Here is an 18,111-nt window from a genome sequence, read left to right as displayed (position 1 = left end):
AGCCTGAACTGCTATATTTTCTCTATTGGTAATTTTATTGATCATCAATGTGGTGATCAGAAAACACTGGCACATGGAGGTAGGTAGTAAAGGTGTCAGCAAACAGTGGTGGATACTATGGGAACCAAGCATCTTCTCCTTATAGCGGAGAATAATCTTCAAACCAATTTAATAGAGGGGCAATTATCAATCGCACCTGATGTAAAAGTCAGAACGTGTTTACCAGAAGAGGCCGTCTTTCGCAGTCATACCATGAGCATCGATCTTGTGTTTATTGACTATGACTTTATGAGGCGACTTGAATCCAGAGGTTTGCTCCCGGATTTTGATTTATTCGGTTGGCCGCTAATGATTCACAACGTACCAAGCGAGAGCGTTGAAAATGAATTGTTGCGATGGAAGCTACTTAAAGGCATTTTGCTACAAAGTGCTTCTGTGTCCCACATAAGTGAGAGTGTGGAATATATATTTCAAGGAGGATTGTGGTTACCAAGGGTGTATTTAGAAACGTTAATCAACAACTACCGACACTCGAATGTTTCGATGGAATGCCAACATGATTCGCTAACCAGTCGTGAGAGGCAAATTTTAGAGTTGCTGGCTTATGGAATATCAAACCAGCAGATCGCTTCACAGTTGTTTTTGTCAGAGAGTACGGTGAAAAGCCATATCTATAAGTTGTACAAGAAACTGGATGTACATTGCCGTCATGATGCTATCAAGATAGTGCGGATGAACGGGGGGTTAACCGCACAATAAGTACTCAAAAAAGAATGCGTAAATAATCATAAGCTCATTCAAGAGCGGCTAGTTTAACAACCCGAGGGGCAAACCTTTGCTCGTATCACCTTATTCGCATTTTACTTTTGGTGTGATTACTTAAGAAATAAATTGTAAACCAGTTGTTTTGATTTGGTTGAATTGATGTAGGCTTCTGTTTTTATTTTATTTTCCTCCTTAATTTAGATTGATTTTTTGAAATACCAATCGCAGTTTTCATAATCACTTTAATTTAGTGTGGTTATAAGTTAAACATTCTTATGTTCAACGATGATTTTCTCTCGAATTGTGATCTGGGTAGTGAATAAATAATCAATATTAAAGATTAATTAAAAGCTTCCTTAAACAAAATTGACAAAATTTAACCAATCGAGATAATCCATTGGTCGGGATTTGACGCTATTAGAGTCCTGCGCATTGTCAGGATGACAAAGAAAGGAAGCAACATGACGAATATAGGAAGCCTGCTAGTAGATGCGGCCACCCTGATGCTAACAGGGATGGCGGTCGTATTTATTTTCCTCACCATTCTAGTTTATCTCGTTCGGCTTTTGTCGAGATTGGTACCAGAAGAAGTACCTGAGCCGATCGCAGCACCAAAAACACGCACCAACGTTCAATCAACCTCTTCAGCTGTTAGTCCACAAGTAGTGGCGGCGATTTCGGCGGCGATTCATAAACATCGCGCCTCTGTCGCGAAGTAGCCGAAAGATAGGATTAAAAAGGAGTTTAAGAGCATGTCTAAACCACTGGCTATCACTGATGTGGTCCTTCGTGACGCCCATCAATCCCTGTTTGCTACGCGTATGCGTATCGAAGATATGCTGCCTATCGCAGCTGAGTTAGATAAGGTTGGTTACTGGTCTTTAGAGACCTGGGGTGGCGCAACATTTGATGCGTGTATCCGTTTCTTGGGAGAAGACCCTTGGGAGCGCCTACGCGAATTAAAAAAAGCGATGCCAAACACACCAATGCAAATGCTACTACGTGGTCAAAACCTTTTAGGATACCGTCATTATGCTGACGACGTAGTAGAGAAGTTTGTTGAGCGTGCTCATGCCAATGGTATGGACGTGTTCCGCATCTTTGATGCAATGAATGACGTACGTAACTTCCAAAAGGCGGTAAAAGCCACTGTTGATGTTGGTGCTCATGCGCAAGGAACATTGTCTTACACCACGAGCCCAGTGCATAACGCAGACACATGGGTTGACCTTGCTAAACGTCTTGAAGACTTAGGTTGTCACTCTCTTTGTATTAAAGATATGTCTGGTCTGCTTAAACCTTATGAAGCGGAAGAGCTGATCACACGCATCAAAGCATCTTGTGATGTGCCACTAGCGCTTCACTGTCATGCAACGACCGGCCTATCTACTGCGACCGCCGTGAAAGCTGTAGAAGCGGGTATCGATATTCTTGATACTGCGATTTCTTCGATGAGTTGTACATACGGCCATACGCCTACTGAGACCGTGGTTGCGATGCTGCAAGGCACTGAGCGCGATACCAATCTGAAACTCGACCAAATCGAGCCTATCGCGGCTTACTTCCGTGAAGTACGTAAGAAATACGCTAAGTGGGAAGGTCAGCTAAAAGGTGTGGATTCACGCATTCTAATCGCCCAAGTTCCAGGGGGCATGCTGACCAACATGGAAGGTCAGTTAAAAGAGCAAGGTGCCGCGGATCGTATTGATGAGGTACTGGAAGAGATCCCTCGTGTACGTGAAGATCTTGGCTTTATCCCGCTGGTAACACCGACGTCTCAGATCGTTGGTACTCAAGCGGTAATTAACGTGTTGACAGGTGAGCGTTATAAGAGCATCACCAAAGAAACCGCTGGTGTTTTGAAGGGTGAATACGGTGCAGCGCCTGCTCCTGTTAATACAGCACTTCAAGCGAAAGTGTTGGATGGTAGAGAAGCTATTACTTGTCGTCCTGCCGATTTACTTGAAGCAGAAATGGAAAACCTAACGGTTGATTTAATGGAGAAAGCGCAATCTGAAGGCATTAAGCTCGCAAGTGAACGTGTTGATGATGTGCTTACTTACGCACTGTTCCCTCAAGTTGGCCTGAAATTCCTGAAAAATCGTGGTAATCCTGATGCCTTCGAACCAGCCCCAACGCTAGAAGCCGCGAAGCCTGCTGCAGCACAACCTGTATCTGGTGGCGTTGAAACATACAGCGTGCGCGTTGATGGCCAAGTGTATGAAGTCGAAGTGGGGCCGCAAGGTCAATTAACTTCTGTGACGCCAAATGCGACGGCAGCGCCTGCTCAACCTGCTGCGCCAGTTGTTGCTAATAGTGCTGCGGAAGCCGTACCAGCGCCACTTGCGGGCAACATCTTTAAAGTGAATGTTCAACCGGGTGCTGAAGTTGTGGAAGGTGACGTTCTCCTTATCTTAGAAGCGATGAAGATGGAAACTGAAGTTCGTGCAGCACGTGGTGGGGTAGTTCAAGAACTGAACGTGAAAGAAGGTGATGCCGTTACGGTTGGTTCGCCACTGTTGAGTCTAGCGTAAGGGAGTATCATGGACGGATTGATGACCCTATGGTCAGAAACAGGGATCGCTAACTTCGAGTTTGGCCAAATCTGTATGATGCTGGTTGGCTGTGCCTTGCTGTTTTTGGCGATTAAAAAAGGCTTTGAGCCCTTACTGTTATTACCAATTGGCTTTGGTGCCATCTTAGCGAACATTCCAAACGCTGGCTTTACCGATCCGGGCGGTTTGCTGTACTACGTCTACTACATCGGGATTGAATCGGGTGTATTCCCGCTGCTGATCTTTATGGGTGTCGGTGCAATGACAGACTTTGGTGCTTTGATTGCAAACCCGAAGACCTTGTGGCTGGGTGCTGCGGCACAGTTTGGTATTTTTGCGACGTTATTTGGCGCGATCTTGCTGAACTATGTGCCGGGTATGGAGTTCTCTATGGCGGATGCATCGTCTATCGCGATCATCGGTGGTGCAGATGGCCCGACGGCAATCTTCTTAGCGAGTAAACTGTCTCCGGATTTGCTTGGCGCGATTGCGGTTGCAGCATACAGCTACATGGCTTTGGTGCCGATCATTCAGCCGCCAATCATGAAAGCTCTAACAACCAAAGAAGAGCGTCAAATCAAGATGGCTCAGCTTCGTCACGTGGGTAAATGGGAGAAAGTATTGTTCCCACTTGCTGTACTACTAATGACGATTCTGTTCTTACCTTCGGCAACGCCTTTGGTTGGTATGTTCTGTTTGGGTAACTTGATGCGTGAAGCAGGCGTCGTGGATCGCTTATCTAAAACGGCGCAAAACGAGCTGATCAACATCGTGACCATCTTCTTGGGGCTTGGGGTTGGCTCTAAGCTACAAGCCGAACAGTTCTTGAATATAGAAACGCTAGGTATCTTAGGATTAGGTGCAGTAGCTTTCAGTATCGGTACTGGTGCAGGTGTTCTGATGGCGAAGCTCCTGAACAAGTTCTCGAAAGAAGACATCAACCCACTTATCGGTGCGGCAGGGGTTTCTGCGGTACCAATGGCGGCACGTGTTGTGAACAAGGTTGGCCTAGAAGCGAACCCGCAAAACTTCCTACTGATGCACGCAATGGGACCAAACGTAGCCGGCGTACTGGGTTCGGCCGTGGCGGCAGGTATCTTGCTGGCACTCGTAGGGTAGTCAGTAATCCTGAGTAAATTGGTTGATAATCAATGACAGAGAATTATCCACCAATTTACAAATTGGCGATTAACTTCGGCAAACAAAATGGTTTATAGTCAAAGGGATGCTTTTCGCATCCCTTTTTGTTTTCTGTCAGGGAATGGGTTATGGAACACAAACAGATAGCGATTACCGAGTTCGGCAATGCGGAAGTTCTTGCAATTCAAACTGCGTCAACGCCGACGCCTCAAGCAGGGGAAATCCTCGTTAAAGTGGCTTATTCAGGCGTCAATCCTATTGATGCAAAAACACGAGCAGGACTCGGCTGGGCTGCCGCGCAAAACAAAGATAACTTACCTTGGGTTCCCGGTTATGACACCTCTGGCAAAGTCGAGTCATGTGGAGAAGGGACATCGCGCTTTAATGAAGGTGATGAGGTGGCCGGGTTTATTGGCTTCCCAGTTCGAGGTGGTGGCTATAGTCAGTATGTTTGTGTTCCCGAATCGGAGCTGAGTCATGTACCGAATACCGTGACATTAGAAGCAGCAGCGGCGCTACCCTTAGCTGGGCAAACGGCGGCTCAAGCCTTAAGCAAAGCCAATGTGACGGAAGGTGACCGCGTTTTAATTCTTGCTGGTGCGGGTGGTGTTGGTCATATAGCGGTACAAATTGCAGTAGCGACGAAAGCAGAAGTGTTTACCACTTGTAGTGAACGAAATTTAGACTACCTCGCCACACTTGGCGCTCACGCAGTGAACTATCAATTTGCCCAAGTGTCAGAACGTGTTGAAGATGTGGATGTTTTGATTGATCTTGTTGGTGGCGATGCTGCTTTAGATGCCCTCAAATGTCTGACTGATAACGCTCGTGTCATTACGGTGCCTACCATTACCGCAGAGCTGATTTGTGAAAAAGCTAAACTATTGGGTTTTGAAGCCAGCGGTATGTTAGTCGAGCCTGAACGTGAGCAATTAGATACCCTACTTTACATGGTTGGGGTTGGATTGCTGAAAACTGAAATACAACACGTCTATCCGATGAATGAGGTTGTGGAAGCACACAAACAAGTTGAATCCGGACGGACGCGAGGCAAGGTCTTGCTTGATATGACATGTTAGAGGCATTTAATGCTGCCTTTGAAAACTTAGCACTCTGGTTTTCTGACTCCGCATTATGGGTGTTGTTCATGACAGGCTTTCTCAGCGCCACTTTATTACCTGGTGGCTCTGAGGCTGGATTGATTGCCACCTTATCGTTAAACCAATACTCAGTTTCTTCCATCATTATTGTTGCCACCATTGGTAATACCCTTGGCGGTCTTACTAACTATTGGCTTGGGTTGTGGATTCCAAATAAAACCCAAGATGAGAAGCACGCTCATACCGCATTGAAGTGGTTATCTAAATATGGGTATTGGGGATTGTTTTTTAGCTGGTTACCAGTGATTGGTGACCCGCTATGTTTAGCGGCAGGATGGTTAAGGATGAAATTTCTGCCGTGTTTGGTTCTTATATTTTTAGGCAAAGCCGCAAGGTATAGCTTGTTGGCCGCCATCTATCACGGTTTATTTTAAGGAAAGCGCATGAGAATGTTTTGGGTAAGCGCGTGCTCACTATTAGTGATCACGGGCTGTGCATCAAACTCCCCTGTATCATCACTGCCTGATGGAGTTACTTTCGTCGAGTCATCGAAAGCGGAAGAAGGCAAAGTGAAAATCCCATACCAGAAATATCAACTCGATAACGGCCTTACGGTGATTCTGGCACCAGAAGACTCAGATCCATTGGTTCACGTTGATGTGACTTACCACGTAGGTTCAGCGCGTGAAGAAATTGGTAAGTCAGGTTTTGCTCATTTCTTTGAGCACATGATGTTCCAAGGCTCTGAGAATGTGGGGGATCAAGAGCACTTCAAAATTATTACGGAAGCGGGTGGTACACTAAACGGCACCACTAACCGTGACCGCACTAACTACTTCGAAACCGTACCAGCTAACCAGCTAGAGAAAATGCTGTGGTTAGAGTCGGATCGTATGGGCTTCCTGTTGGATGCGGTATCGCAGCGTAAGTTTGAGATCCAACGTTCTACTGTGAAGAACGAACGTGCCCAACGTTACGATAACCGTCCGTATGGTTTGATGTGGGAACGTATGGCTGAAGCGCTGTACCCTGAAGGTCACCCATATTCATGGCAGACGATCGGTTATGTTGAAGATCTTGATCGCGTTGATGTGAACGATCTGAAAGCTTTCTTCCTACGTTGGTATGGTCCAAACAACGCGGTATTGACCATTGGTGGCGATATCGATGTTGAACAGACGCTGGCGTGGGTGAATAAATACTTCGGCTCTATCCCTCGTGGTCCTGAAGTGGAAAATGCACCTAAGCAGCCTGCGAAACTAGCAGAAAGCAAATTCATCACCTTAGAAGACCGTATTCAGCAACCTATGGTCATGGTGGCATGGCCGACAACCTACAACGGTGAAGCAAATCAAGCGTCGCTAGATACGCTATCAAGTGTACTAGGTAGTGGCACTAACAGTGTGCTTTATCAAGACTTAGTTAAAACCCAGAAAGCAGTCGATGCAGGATCGTTCCATTATTGTGCTGAGCTATCGTGTAACTTCTATGTCTACGCGATGGGAGACTCTGGCGACAAAGGCGATCTTACTAAGTTGTATGATGAGTTGATGGCATCGCTGGATAAGTTTGCCAAAGACGGCGTAACCAAAGATCGCCTTGAACAATTGAAAGGCAAAACGGAAGCTGATGCGATTTTTGCTCTAGAAAGTGTGAAAGGTAAGGTAACGCAACTGGCGTCGAATCAAACATTCTTTGGTAAACCGGATCTGATTGAAGAGCAACTTGAACAGCTTCGTGCGGTGACGCCTGAATCCGTAGAGAAAGCATACAGTGATTTCATTCAAGGTAAGAACAAGGTAACGCTGAGCGTTGTGCCACGTGGTAAGATCGAACTTGCGGTAAAACCTGCGACGTTTGTGACACCAAAGCGTACTTTGCCAGAGTACGAAAAGATTACCGATGACCAATTGGCGTACCGTCGAGCGACGGATAACTTCGATCGCTCTGTGCAGCCGCCTGTTGGTGCCCCAGTAGAAGCAATCATGCCGAAGTTGTACGACATACACTTCAAGAATGGCTCTGAGTTACTGGGGACCATGAGCAGCGAGACACCAACCGTGACCATGCAGTTTAGCTTGCCAGCAGGGACACGATTCGTTGAGAAAGGTAAAGAGGGTCTTGCTCAGTTGACCGCGGCGATGCTGCAAGAAGGCACGACAAAACATTCAGCTGAAGAAATTCAAGCAGAGCTGGACAAGTTAGGCAGTGTGATTGCTGTTGATGCGACGGGATACACCACAGATATCAGCGTTTCTTCTCTGGAGAAAAACCTAGCGCCAACGCTAAAGATCGTCGAAGAAATGTTGCTATCGCCAGCATTTAAGCAAGAAGACTTCGACCGCGTAAAAGCTCAAGCTCTAGAAGGTTTGGTGTATGAACATCAAAAACCAAGCTGGATGGCATCGCAGGCAAGTCGCCAAGTGCTGTATGGCGATTCTATCTTTGCGCGCCCGAAAGATGGCACCAAAGCAGGATTGAAGGCTCTGACGCTGGATGATGTACGTGACTTCTATTCGAAGCACTACACGCCACAAAGTGCCCAGATCATTGCGGTTGGTGACATCAATAAAGCGGATGTAGAGAAGCAGTTGTCTTTCTGGGCGAACTGGGAAGACGAAGCAGCACCATTGTATGCGCCACAAGCTATCGCGCCATTGGGTTCGCAAAAAGTACATTTGGTTGATAAGCCAGGCGCACCACAGAGTGTCGTCATGATGGTTCGTCAAGGTATGCCTTACGATGCTACGGGTGATTTCTACTTGGGGCAGCTGGCAAACTTTAACTTAGCGGGTAACTTTAATAGCCGTATCAACCAAAACCTTCGCGAAGACAAAGGCTACACTTATGGTGCCTATGGTTATTTCTCCGGCAACGTAGAAACAGGTTCTGTTGTCTTTACAGCGCAAGTGCGTGCAGATTCGACGGTTGCGTCTATCATCGAGATGGAGAATGAGTTGAACGAGTTCTCACAATCAGGCATGACTGACGATGAATTGAAATTTATGCGCCAAGCGGTCGGTCAAAAAGATGCACTGAAATACGAGACGCCAACACAGAAAGGCAAACTCATCAGTGATATTTTGAAATACAACCTAGATAAAGATTACTTACAGCAACGCAACGCTATTGTTGAGACTGTCGATAAGCAGACGCTCAACGCTCTAGCTGAAAAATGGTTCGACCCGAATGACTATCAGATAGTCGTTGTCGGGGATGCGAAATCCCTTCGCCCTCAACTAGAAAAGTTAGGGAAAGACGTGGAAGAGCTTGAAATCATTCGATAGAGTACACATTTAATAGCGGAGAGGAGACTCTCCGCTATTCGTTTCTAACTAGATAAATGACTTTTTGATGGGTTATTTATCTAGATGGATTATATATCAATAACTTAGCTTTCACTTGCCACGCTTGGCGAGTGTCCTGCTCCCAATATAAGCGAACCTCATTTTGACTGATTTTGCTGCGCGACTAAAACAAGTTGCATCAAACCCAGAAGTATTTAAGCAGTTTGGACGCGGTGTTGAGCGAGAAACTTTGCGCTATCGTCAGGATGGACACCTAGCTACAACACCTCATCCAGAGGGTTTGGGCTCAGCGTTCACAAACAAATGGATCACGACCGACTTTTCTGAGTCCCTACTGGAATTTATTACGCCAGTATCACACGAGATCCCTGAATTAATGGGGCAGTTGAAAGACATTCATCACTTCACTCAAACCAAAATGGGTGAAGAGAAAATGTGGCCACTTTCAATGCCATGTTACGTGGGTAGCGAGGATGATATTCAGCTCGCTCAGTATGGCTCATCAAACTCAGCAAAAATGAAAACGCTTTACCGTGAAGGCCTAAAACGCCGTTACGGTAGCTTGATGCAAATTATCTCGGGCGTGCATTTTAATTTCTCTTTCCCTGAGTCATTTTGGGACGCCTTGCATGGTGAGCAAGATGAAGAAGCACGCCAAGACACGAAATCAGACGCGTACTTTGCGCTGATTCGTAACTACTACCGCTTTGGCTGGATGATCCCGTACTTCTTTGGTGCGTCACCGGCACTGTGTGGCTCGTTCATTCAAGGTCGTGAAACCGATCTACCATTTGAAAAAATTGGCGGGACTTTATTCCTACCAAAAGCGACCTCTCTGCGTCTAAGTGATCTCGGTTACACCAACAGCGCTCAAAGCGTGCTTAAGATTGGCTTTAATTCTATCGACCAGTATCTTGATGGTTTAAGTGACGCGATTCGACGTCCATCTGAAGAGTTTGCAGAGATTGGCGTGAAAGTGGATGGTGAGTACCGTCAGCTGAACTCAAACATTCTGCAAATTGAGAATGAACTCTACGCCCCAATTCGTCCGAAGCGCGTAACGAAGAGCGGTGAAAAACCTTCTGAAGCCTTGCAACGTGGCGGTGTGGAATACATTGAAGTTCGCTCGTTAGACGTGAACCCATTCAGTGCCGTTGGCGTGAGTGAAGAGCAAGTTCGCTTCCTTGATTTATTCCTAACGTGGGCAGCGCTTTCTGACTCAGACCCAATGGACAACTGTGAGCTTGAATGCTGGCGTGACAACTGGAACAAGGTGATTGTCTCTGGTCGTGAGAAAGGCTTGATGCTGCAAATCGGTTGCCAAGGCGAGCGTTTATCTCTGCAAGATTGGGCACACAGAGTGTTCGCTGATCTTCGCCAGATTGCGGTTGAAATGGATAGTGCGGCTGGTGGTAATGCGTACCAAGCGGTTTGCGACAAACTAGAATCTTGGATTGATGAACCAGAGCTGACTATTTCTGGCCAACTGCTTGAACTGACAAAAGAGCACGGCGGTTTAGGTAAAGTGGGTTGTGCGCTTGGCATGAAGTTCCGTGAAGAAAACCTAGCACACAGCTATGAGCAATATTCAGCTGACGCAATGGAAACGGAAGTTGCGACATCGCTAGAGAAGCAAAAACAAGCAGAGCAAAGTGATACGTTATCCTTCGATGATTTCTTAGAAGATTACTTTGCTTATCTAAAACAATAATCAGTAGTAAGGACAGGGATTGGACATTAAGCCGTTAGTCGTGTCTGTGCTTGGGAGTGTGATGTTAGCCGGTTGTGCGACTGCGCCCCCAAAGCAACAAGACAACCTATGTGAAATATTCCGAGAAAAATCTGGTTGGTATGAAGATGCCAAAGATATGGAAGAAGAGTGGGGCACGCCAATCAACGTGGCCATGGCGATCATTAAGCAAGAAAGTAGCTTTCGCCACGACGCTCGACCACCAAAAGATTACATTCTTGGCTTTATTCCATGGGGGCGTGTAAGCAGCGCATACGGCTATGCTCAGGCTCAAGATCCTGCTTGGGATGATTTCCAAGATGCAACGGGACAAGGCGGTTCACGTACTAACTTTGACGACTCCATGATGTTTGTCGGTTGGTATACCCATGAAACTCGTCGCCAATTGGGCATCTCGTTGTGGGATCCTTACAACCAGTACCTTGCCTATCACGAGGGGCGTGGCGGTTACAAACGTGGAACTTATAACAGCAAACCAAGCTTGATTAAGGTTGCAAGACGCGTAGAGCAAACCGCAAAGACATATGGCTGGCAGCTGAAACAATGTCGTCAGGAATTAGAAGACAACAGCGGCTGGTTCTTTTAGCTCATCTAATTGACTTTTAGGTGAGGGAATGAACAAAAAATAACGACCAATACTTGAGAGTGTTGGTGATTACAATTAGGAGAGATGTAATGCCTTTATTAGACAGCTTTACCGTAGACCACACGCGTATGAATGCACCAGCGGTTCGTGTGGCTAAAACGATGCAAACTCCAAAAGGAGACACCATCACGGTATTCGACCTACGTTTCACTGCTCCAAACAAAGACATCCTTTCTGAGAAAGGAATTCATACATTAGAGCATTTGTACGCAGGCTTTATGCGTAATCACCTAAATGGTGATAGCGTTGAGATCATTGATATCTCACCAATGGGGTGCCGTACTGGTTTCTACATGAGCTTGATTGGTACGCCTTCAGAGCAGCAAGTGGCTGACGCTTGGATTGCCGCGATGGAAGACGTACTAAAAGTAGAAAACCAAAACAAGATCCCTGAGTTGAACGAATACCAATGTGGTACAGCAGCGATGCACTCTCTGGATGAAGCGAAGCAAATCGCGAAGAACATTCTAGAAGTGGGTGTGGCGGTGAATAAGAATGATGAATTGGCACTGCCAGAGTCAATGCTGAGAGAGCTACGCATCGACTAACTTAGCTTTTAGTTTCGACAACTGAAAACAAAAGAGCCTGACAATGTCAGGCTCTTTTTTGTTGATTGGAATATTGGAAGTGGTGTACTTAACTGCTCTTTTTCAGCTTTGGGTACACCTTCACCAGCTTGATTCGGTTCTCTTCAATATCGACAATTTCCATTGGATGCCCAGCGACTTGGACGCTTAAGTGGCTCTCTGGAATATCTTCTAAATGCTCCAGAATCAGACCATTCAAAGTTCGTGGGCCGTCGGTTGGTAGTTTCCACTTCAAGCCTTTGTTGATATCACGAATGTTGGCGCTGCCTTCAATCAAGAAGCTGCCATCACCTTGCGGAGTAATTTCTTCCGATAAACTTGGTGCGATAGAAGTGGTAAATTCGCCAACGATCTCTTCCAAGATATCTTCCAACGTCACTAGGCCGTTAATGTCGCCATACTCATCGACAATTAAGCCGATACGCTGTTTGTTGCGTTGAAACTTCAACATTTGCACGTTCAGAGGTGTGCCCTCTGGTATGTAATACACCTCATCGGCAGCACGCAGTAGCGTTTCTTTGTTGAATTCGTTCTTTTCTAGCATCAAGCGGTACGCTTCACGAAGGCGCAGCATGCCAACCACTTCATCAATCTGATCACGGTACAGCACAATACGACCATGAGGAGAGTGAGTCAGCTGACGGACGATAGATTTCCAATCGTCATTGATGTCGATCCCCGTGATCTCATTACGTGGCACCATGATGTCGTTCACGGTGACGTGCTCCAGATCCAGAATCGAAACCAGCATGTCTTGGTGGCGACGAGGAATAAGGCCGCCCGCTTCGTTGACCACGGTACGCAGTTCTTCTGAGCTTAAGTGATCTTCAGTGGTGTGATCCGCTTTCACGCCAATCAAACGAATAAAGCCGTTGGTAATGAAGTTCACCAGCATCACCAGTGGTGACAGTATCTTCATCAGAATAGTAAGAAGGATACTACTAGCGTAAGAAACACGCTCTGGGTAAAGCGATGCGATGGTTTTCGGCGTGACTTCGGCAAACACCAAGACAACCATGGTGAGTGCTCCTGTTGCTATCGCGACACCTAAATCACCATACAAACGCATACCAAGAATGGTTGCGATGGCAGAGGCTAGGATATTCACGAGGTTGTTGCCGATAAGGATAAGACCAATCAGGCGATCTGGGCGGTCTAGTAGTTTTTCGACTCGCTTGGCCCCTTTATGCCCATTATTGGCTAAGTGCTTTAAGCGGTAGCGGTTCAAAGACATCATCCCTGTTTCTGAACCGGAGAAGTAACCTGATATGACGATAAGACACGCGAGTAGCGCAAATAAGATACCCGTAGATATGTCGTCCAAAACGCTGCTGTTCCTTGTATGTGTTTGGTTAATTTATGACCGAGCTTGGCCATTAAGTCAATGGAATAAGGGGTACTCTATTTTATTTGCCCATCAATATAAAGGATAAGGAGCACAAGGCTCCTTATTAATTGCAATTTTATAGATGGAGAACATCAACTTAAAATGATCTCTTTCACAAAGCGACTACCGAAGTATGCCAAGGTTAACAATGTCGCTCCCGCAACGGCAAACCAGGTAACCTTCTTACCACGCCAGCCTTTCTGGTAGTGTCCCCAAAGCAGAATCGAGTACACAATCCAAGCGATGAAAGAAAGAATGCCTTTGTGTGCTTTACCCTGGGCAAACATGTCTTGCACGAAGACAAAGCCAGTCAATAGGGTGCCTGTCAGTAGCAAGTTACCAATCAAGATAATCTTGAACAGTTGGCGCTCAACCATCATTAAAGGTGGCAAGTTCGGGTTGATTGCTAACGACTTCTTCGCTTTAAGCTTGTGATCGAGCCACGCCAATTGCAGTGCATAAAGCGCACCAATGGTTAAAGTCGCGTAGGAGAACAACGCAAAAGAAATGTGAATAAGTAGCTTAGGGTCGTTTTCTAAATGCTTAATAAAGGTGCTTGGTAAGAACGTAGCAGCAGTTAAATTGATGGCAGCAAAGCTATAAACCACAGGAAGAAGGAACCATAGGCGGTTCTTTAGCATCGCCACACTCATTACCAGCGAGATAATAAAGCTGATCAAAGAGGCAACATTAAGAATGCTGAGGTTTTGTCCTGAACCGTCGAAAATCAGATCACTCAGAATCCAAGCGTGAAAAACCAACGCACATGCCGCGCTGGCAAATACGGTTTTCGCTTTGATTCCAGACTGCTGAGAGAGTCCGGGAATGATGGTCGCAATTGCCAAAACGTAAAGAATGGCGGCTGCGATGGCAATTAAGCTATCCATGAATCTTAAGAGTTATTGTGCACAATGGTGAAAATTATACCTTGCATTACTCTTTGGGGCTATGGGCGATGCCTCATCAATCACGAGAGATGAGATATTGAAATTAACGAGTTAGCCCTCAAGTTAAGGATAAGAGCAGTGTTCGGGTATGACTGTGACGTTGGCTAAGGTATACTCACACTAATTAATCGCCATTTTAGCGAAGAGACAAAGATGTTTGAGAATTTAACGGATCGATTATCCAAAACGCTGAAGAATATCAGTGGCAAAGGTCGTCTGACCGAAGACAACATTAAAGAAACCCTACGTGAAGTACGCATGGCACTATTGGAAGCGGACGTTGCGCTTCCTGTTGTACGTGAATTTGTAAACCGCGTTAAAGAAAAAGCGGTTGGCGTAGAAGTTTCTAAATCCCTAACGCCGGGCCAAGAATTCATCAAGATCGTTCAAGCTGAGCTTGAAGCGGTAATGGGTGAGTCTAACGAAGCGCTTAACCTAGCAGCACAGCCGCCAGCAGTACTTTTGATGGCAGGTCTACAAGGTGCGGGTAAAACCACATCGGTAGGTAAGCTATCTAAGCTTCTGAAAGAGCGCGATAAGAAGAAAGTCTTGGTTGTGTCTGCCGACGTTTACCGTCCTGCGGCGATCAAACAGCTAGAAACCCTAGCATCAGACATCGGTGTCGACTTCTTCCCATCTTCACCAGATCAAAAGCCACTTGATATTGCTAACGCAGCAATTGACCACGCGAAGAAGAAATTCTACGACGTATTGATTGTCGATACCGCGGGTCGTTTGGCTATCGATGAAGAAATGATGGGTGAGATTAAAGATCTTCACTCAGCGATTAACCCGGTTGAGACGCTGTTCGTTGTTGATGCAATGACAGGTCAAGATGCGGCGAACACAGCAAAAGCATTCGGTGATGCGCTACCGCTAACTGGCGTGATTCTGACTAAAGTAGATGGTGACGCACGTGGTGGTGCGGCGCTATCGGTTCGTCATATCACGGGTAAGCCAATCAAATTCCTAGGTGTGGGTGAAAAGACCGACGCACTAGAACCGTTCCACCCTGATCGTGTTGCATCGCGTATTCTAGGTATGGGTGACGTACTGTCACTGATTGAAGGCCTACAACGCAATGTTGACCAAGAAAAAGCAGAGAAACTAGCGAAGAAGTTCAAAGAGAAGAAAGGTTTTGACCTTGAAGACTTCCGTGAACAGCTAGGTCAGATGCAAAACATGGGTGGCATGATGGGCATGCTAGATAAGCTACCAGGTATGTCTCAGCTACCATCAGACGTAAAAGACAAAGTCGATGACAAGATGTTCAAGCAAATGGAAGCGATCATCAGCTCAATGACAATGAAAGAACGTCAACGTCCTGAAATCATCAAAGGTTCGCGTAAAAAGCGTATCGCTGCAGGTTCAGGTGTACAGGTTCAAGACGTTAACCGTCTACTGAAGCAGTTCACCCAAATGCAGAAGATGATGAAGAAAATGCAGAAGGGCGGCATGAAAGGCATGATGCGTAACATGCAAGGCATGATGGGCGGTATGGGTGGCGGCGGTGGCTTCAACCCATTTGGTCGTTAAACGATTGCCTAGACTTTAGTTTCAGGGTGTTAGCTACATCACAAACTTGAATTTCAATTTATGTTGGTGAAAAAGTAACTAAACCCCTTGCATTGCTCCGGGATAAGAGTAAAATTCCGGAGCTTTATTTTGGCACGAGACCCCAGATTGTTCAGCTTTTTGGACGATTATTGGGGTTAATTTTATTTTTGAGAAAGCAAAGAGGACGACATGGTAACCATTCGTTTGGCACGTCACGGCGCTAAAAAGCGTCCATTTTATCAAATCGTAGTAGCGGACAGCCGCAACGCTGCAACTGGCCGTTTCATCGAGAAAGTTGGTTTCTTTAACCCAACTGCACAAGGTCAAGAAGAAGGTCTACGTCTAGACCTAGACCGCGTTAACCACTGGGTTGGCCAAGGCGCGTCTCTATCTGACCGCGTTGCTAAGCTAGTTAAAGACGCTCAAAAAGCGGCTTAATTTTACTTTAGAAGTAGAAACTAGTTTATGTCGATGAAAGGTAAAGAAACAATGAGCAACGAAAAGATTGTTGTAGGCAAGTTTGGTGCTACTTACGGCATTCGTGGTTGGCTTAAGGTTTTTTCCTACACAGACAATGCTGAAAGCATTTTCGATTACAGCCCTTGGTTTATTAATCAAAAGGGTACGTGGGTTGAGTACAAAGTAGAGAGCTGGAAGCGCCATAACAAAGGTATGGTGGCTAAGCTGGAAGGTCTGGATATTCGCGAAGACGCGCATTTACTGACGAACTTTGAAATTGCTATTGACCCTGCGGTACTGCCTGAATTGTCAGAAGATGAATTCTACTGGCGTGAATTGTTTGGGATGCAAGTAGTAACCACTAAAGGTTACGATCTAGGTGTCGTATCTGACATTCTAGAAACTGGCTCAAACGATGTTCTGGTTGTTAAAGCAAATCTAAAAGATGCTTTCGGGCAGAAGGAACGATTAATTCCGTTCCTTGAAGAGCAAGTGATCATCAAAGTTGATCGCGAAGCTCAACGGATCGAAGTTGACTGGGATCCTGGATTCTAATCTCCAAAATTACAGAGCGAGATAAACATGTGGGTTGGCGTTATTAGCCTTTTTCCTGAAATGTTCCGTTCTGTTACTGATTTTGGGGTAACAGGTCAAGCGGTTAAAAAAGGTCTTTTGTCGATTGAGACTTGGAATCCTCGCGATTTCACTCATGACAAACATCGCACTGTCGATGACCGACCTTACGGTGGTGGTCCTGGTATGTTAATGATGGTTCAGCCTTTGCGCGATGCCATTCATACCGCGAAAGCAGCCTCACCGGGTAAGACGAAAGTCATTTACCTTTCTCCTCAAGGTCGCAAGCTCGACCAGAAAGGAGTCGAAGAACTGGCAACGAATGAGAATTTACTTCTGATTTGTGGTCGTTACGAAGGGGTAGATGAGCGCATCATTCAATCTGAAGTCGACGAAGAATGGTCGATTGGTGATTTTGTGATGACGGGTGGTGAGATACCAGCCATGACGTTGATCGATTCTGTCTCTCGGTTTGTTCCGGGTGTACTAGGGGATTTCGCGTCAGCAGAAGAAGATTCTTTTGCAAATGGCTTGTTAGATTGCCCTCACTATACGCGTCCAGAAGTATTGGATGACAAAGAGGTACCAGCGGTACTGATGTCAGGCAATCACAAGGACATTCGTCAATGGCGACTAAAACAGTCGCTGGGCCGAACTTGGCTTAGAAGACCAGAGCTCCTGGAAAACCTAGCTCTGACTGACGAACAGGAACAATTACTTGCTGAGTTCATTAGTGAACATAACGCAAAGTAACCTAATTTATTTAGTATCAGTTTATTCTAGGAATTTAAAAAATGAGTAACATCATCAAAGCTCTTGAAGAAGAGCAAATGAAATCAGACCTACCTAAATTTGCACCAGGTGACACTGTTGTAGTTCAGGTTAAAGTTAAAGAAGGTGACCGTGAGCGTCTACAGGCTTTCGAAGGCGTTGTAATCGCAATCCGTAACCGTGGTCTTCACTCTGCTTTCACTGTACGTAAGATCTCTAACGGTGAAGGTGTTGAGCGTACGTTCCAAACACACTCTCCAATCGTTGATAGCATCGAAGTTAAACGCCGTGGTGCAGTACGTCGTGCCAAGTTGTACTACCTACGTGAGCGTTCTGGTAAGTCTGCTCGTATCAAAGAGAAACTTGCTAAGAAGTAATGCTATAACTAGCGTTCTCATAGTAAACGGAGCCCATCTGGGCTCCGTTTTTTTATGTGTGAAAAAGGGCGCAGTGCTTCGAGAGTCAGGAATACTTGCTCTGATATAGTGGAGTGCTTCGGTTAATGAGCGGCATTTGTCCTCCGAGAGATAGTAAAAAGTGATCCCCAACTCGTTCAATGGTATGGA

Annotated in this window: 17 protein-coding genes; 15 read left to right on the top strand and 2 right to left on the bottom strand. The window is 45.9% G+C overall.

Annotation, left to right across the window (positions count from 1 at the left end; all coding sequences use genetic code 11):
- Window positions 1-117 precede the first annotated feature (117 nt).
- From KIV40_RS01080 to luxS, 10 genes are all read left to right on the top strand, one after another.
- Window positions 118-759: a response regulator transcription factor gene (locus KIV40_RS01080; protein WP_285347734.1), complete on the top strand. Its 642-nt coding sequence runs from the start codon at window positions 118-120 to the stop codon at window positions 757-759.
- A gap of 467 nt (window positions 760-1,226) precedes the next feature.
- Window positions 1,227-1,484: an oxaloacetate decarboxylase subunit gamma gene (locus tag KIV40_RS01075; RefSeq protein ID WP_038870443.1), complete on the top strand. Its 258-nt coding sequence runs from the start codon at window positions 1,227-1,229 to the stop codon at window positions 1,482-1,484.
- Window positions 1,485-1,517: 33 nt separating this feature from the next.
- The gene (gene oadA, locus KIV40_RS01070; protein ID WP_228176231.1) at window positions 1,518-3,299 is read left to right on the top strand and encodes a sodium-extruding oxaloacetate decarboxylase subunit alpha; all 1,782 of its coding nucleotides are present in this window, start codon (window positions 1,518-1,520) and stop codon (window positions 3,297-3,299) included.
- Between the two features lie 9 nt (window positions 3,300-3,308).
- A complete protein-coding gene (locus KIV40_RS01065; RefSeq protein ID WP_005426644.1) occupies window positions 3,309-4,439 on the top strand; it encodes a sodium ion-translocating decarboxylase subunit beta in 1,131 nt (376 codons plus the stop codon).
- 149 nt (window positions 4,440-4,588) lie between these two features.
- Window positions 4,589-5,539, top strand: a complete 951-nt coding sequence (locus KIV40_RS01060) for an NADP-dependent oxidoreductase (RefSeq protein ID WP_285347733.1) — start codon at window positions 4,589-4,591, stop codon at window positions 5,537-5,539.
- Window positions 5,533-5,994 (top strand): YqaA family protein, encoded by a 462-nt coding sequence (locus KIV40_RS01055; protein ID WP_012128890.1) that lies wholly within the window; start codon window positions 5,533-5,535, stop codon window positions 5,992-5,994. Before KIV40_RS01060 ends, KIV40_RS01055 begins: the two co-directional genes overlap by 7 nt.
- 9 nt (window positions 5,995-6,003) lie before the next feature.
- Window positions 6,004-8,847 carry a pitrilysin family protein gene (locus KIV40_RS01050; RefSeq protein ID WP_285347732.1) on the top strand — a complete coding sequence of 948 codons (2,844 nt, stop codon included), beginning with the start codon at window positions 6,004-6,006 and terminating at the stop codon, window positions 8,845-8,847.
- Between the two features lie 163 nt (window positions 8,848-9,010).
- The gene (gshA, locus tag KIV40_RS01045) at window positions 9,011-10,579 is read left to right on the top strand and encodes a glutamate--cysteine ligase (RefSeq protein WP_012128888.1); all 1,569 of its coding nucleotides are present in this window, start codon (window positions 9,011-9,013) and stop codon (window positions 10,577-10,579) included.
- A gap of 19 nt (window positions 10,580-10,598) precedes the next feature.
- Complete coding sequence (locus KIV40_RS01040) at window positions 10,599-11,204, top strand: hypothetical protein (protein WP_005438049.1); 606 nt, start codon at window positions 10,599-10,601, stop codon at window positions 11,202-11,204.
- 89 nt (window positions 11,205-11,293) lie between these two features.
- Window positions 11,294-11,812 (top strand): S-ribosylhomocysteine lyase, encoded by a 519-nt coding sequence (luxS, locus tag KIV40_RS01035; protein WP_012128886.1) that lies wholly within the window; start codon window positions 11,294-11,296, stop codon window positions 11,810-11,812.
- Window positions 11,813-11,900: 88 nt separating this feature from the next.
- On the opposite strand, the gene KIV40_RS01030 is transcribed toward luxS, so the two are convergent.
- Together KIV40_RS01030 and KIV40_RS01025 are read right to left on the bottom strand one after the other, a co-directional pair.
- A complete protein-coding gene (locus tag KIV40_RS01030) occupies window positions 11,901-13,175 on the bottom strand; it encodes an HlyC/CorC family transporter (RefSeq protein WP_005426658.1) in 1,275 nt (424 codons plus the stop codon).
- Window positions 13,176-13,330: 155 nt separating this feature from the next.
- Window positions 13,331-14,125 (bottom strand): inner membrane protein YpjD, encoded by a 795-nt coding sequence (locus KIV40_RS01025; protein WP_005426660.1) that lies wholly within the window; start codon window positions 14,123-14,125, stop codon window positions 13,331-13,333.
- Between the two features lie 213 nt (window positions 14,126-14,338).
- Here KIV40_RS01025 and ffh point away from each other — a divergent pair, with 213 nt between their 5' ends.
- From ffh to rplS, 5 genes are all read left to right on the top strand, one after another.
- Window positions 14,339-15,721, top strand: a complete 1,383-nt coding sequence (gene ffh / locus KIV40_RS01020; protein WP_285347730.1) for a signal recognition particle protein — start codon at window positions 14,339-14,341, stop codon at window positions 15,719-15,721.
- A gap of 210 nt (window positions 15,722-15,931) precedes the next feature.
- On the top strand, window positions 15,932-16,180 hold the full coding sequence (gene rpsP, locus KIV40_RS01015; RefSeq protein WP_004410028.1) for a 30S ribosomal protein S16: 249 nt from the start codon (window positions 15,932-15,934) through the stop codon (window positions 16,178-16,180).
- Between the two features lie 27 nt (window positions 16,181-16,207).
- A complete protein-coding gene (gene rimM / locus KIV40_RS01010; RefSeq protein ID WP_005534055.1) occupies window positions 16,208-16,756 on the top strand; it encodes a ribosome maturation factor RimM in 549 nt (182 codons plus the stop codon).
- A 27-nt stretch (window positions 16,757-16,783) separates the two neighbouring features.
- Window positions 16,784-17,527, top strand: coding sequence for a tRNA (guanosine(37)-N1)-methyltransferase TrmD (trmD, locus tag KIV40_RS01005; protein ID WP_005425529.1), 744 nt, complete (start codon window positions 16,784-16,786; stop codon window positions 17,525-17,527).
- 41 nt (window positions 17,528-17,568) lie between these two features.
- Window positions 17,569-17,922 carry a 50S ribosomal protein L19 gene (gene rplS / locus KIV40_RS01000; protein WP_005379971.1) on the top strand — a complete coding sequence of 118 codons (354 nt, stop codon included), beginning with the start codon at window positions 17,569-17,571 and terminating at the stop codon, window positions 17,920-17,922.
- The last annotated feature ends 189 nt before the right edge of the window (window positions 17,923-18,111 follow it).

The organism is Vibrio sp. D173a (assembly GCF_030248475.1).
This window is presented reverse-complemented; position numbering and strand designations above follow the sequence as displayed.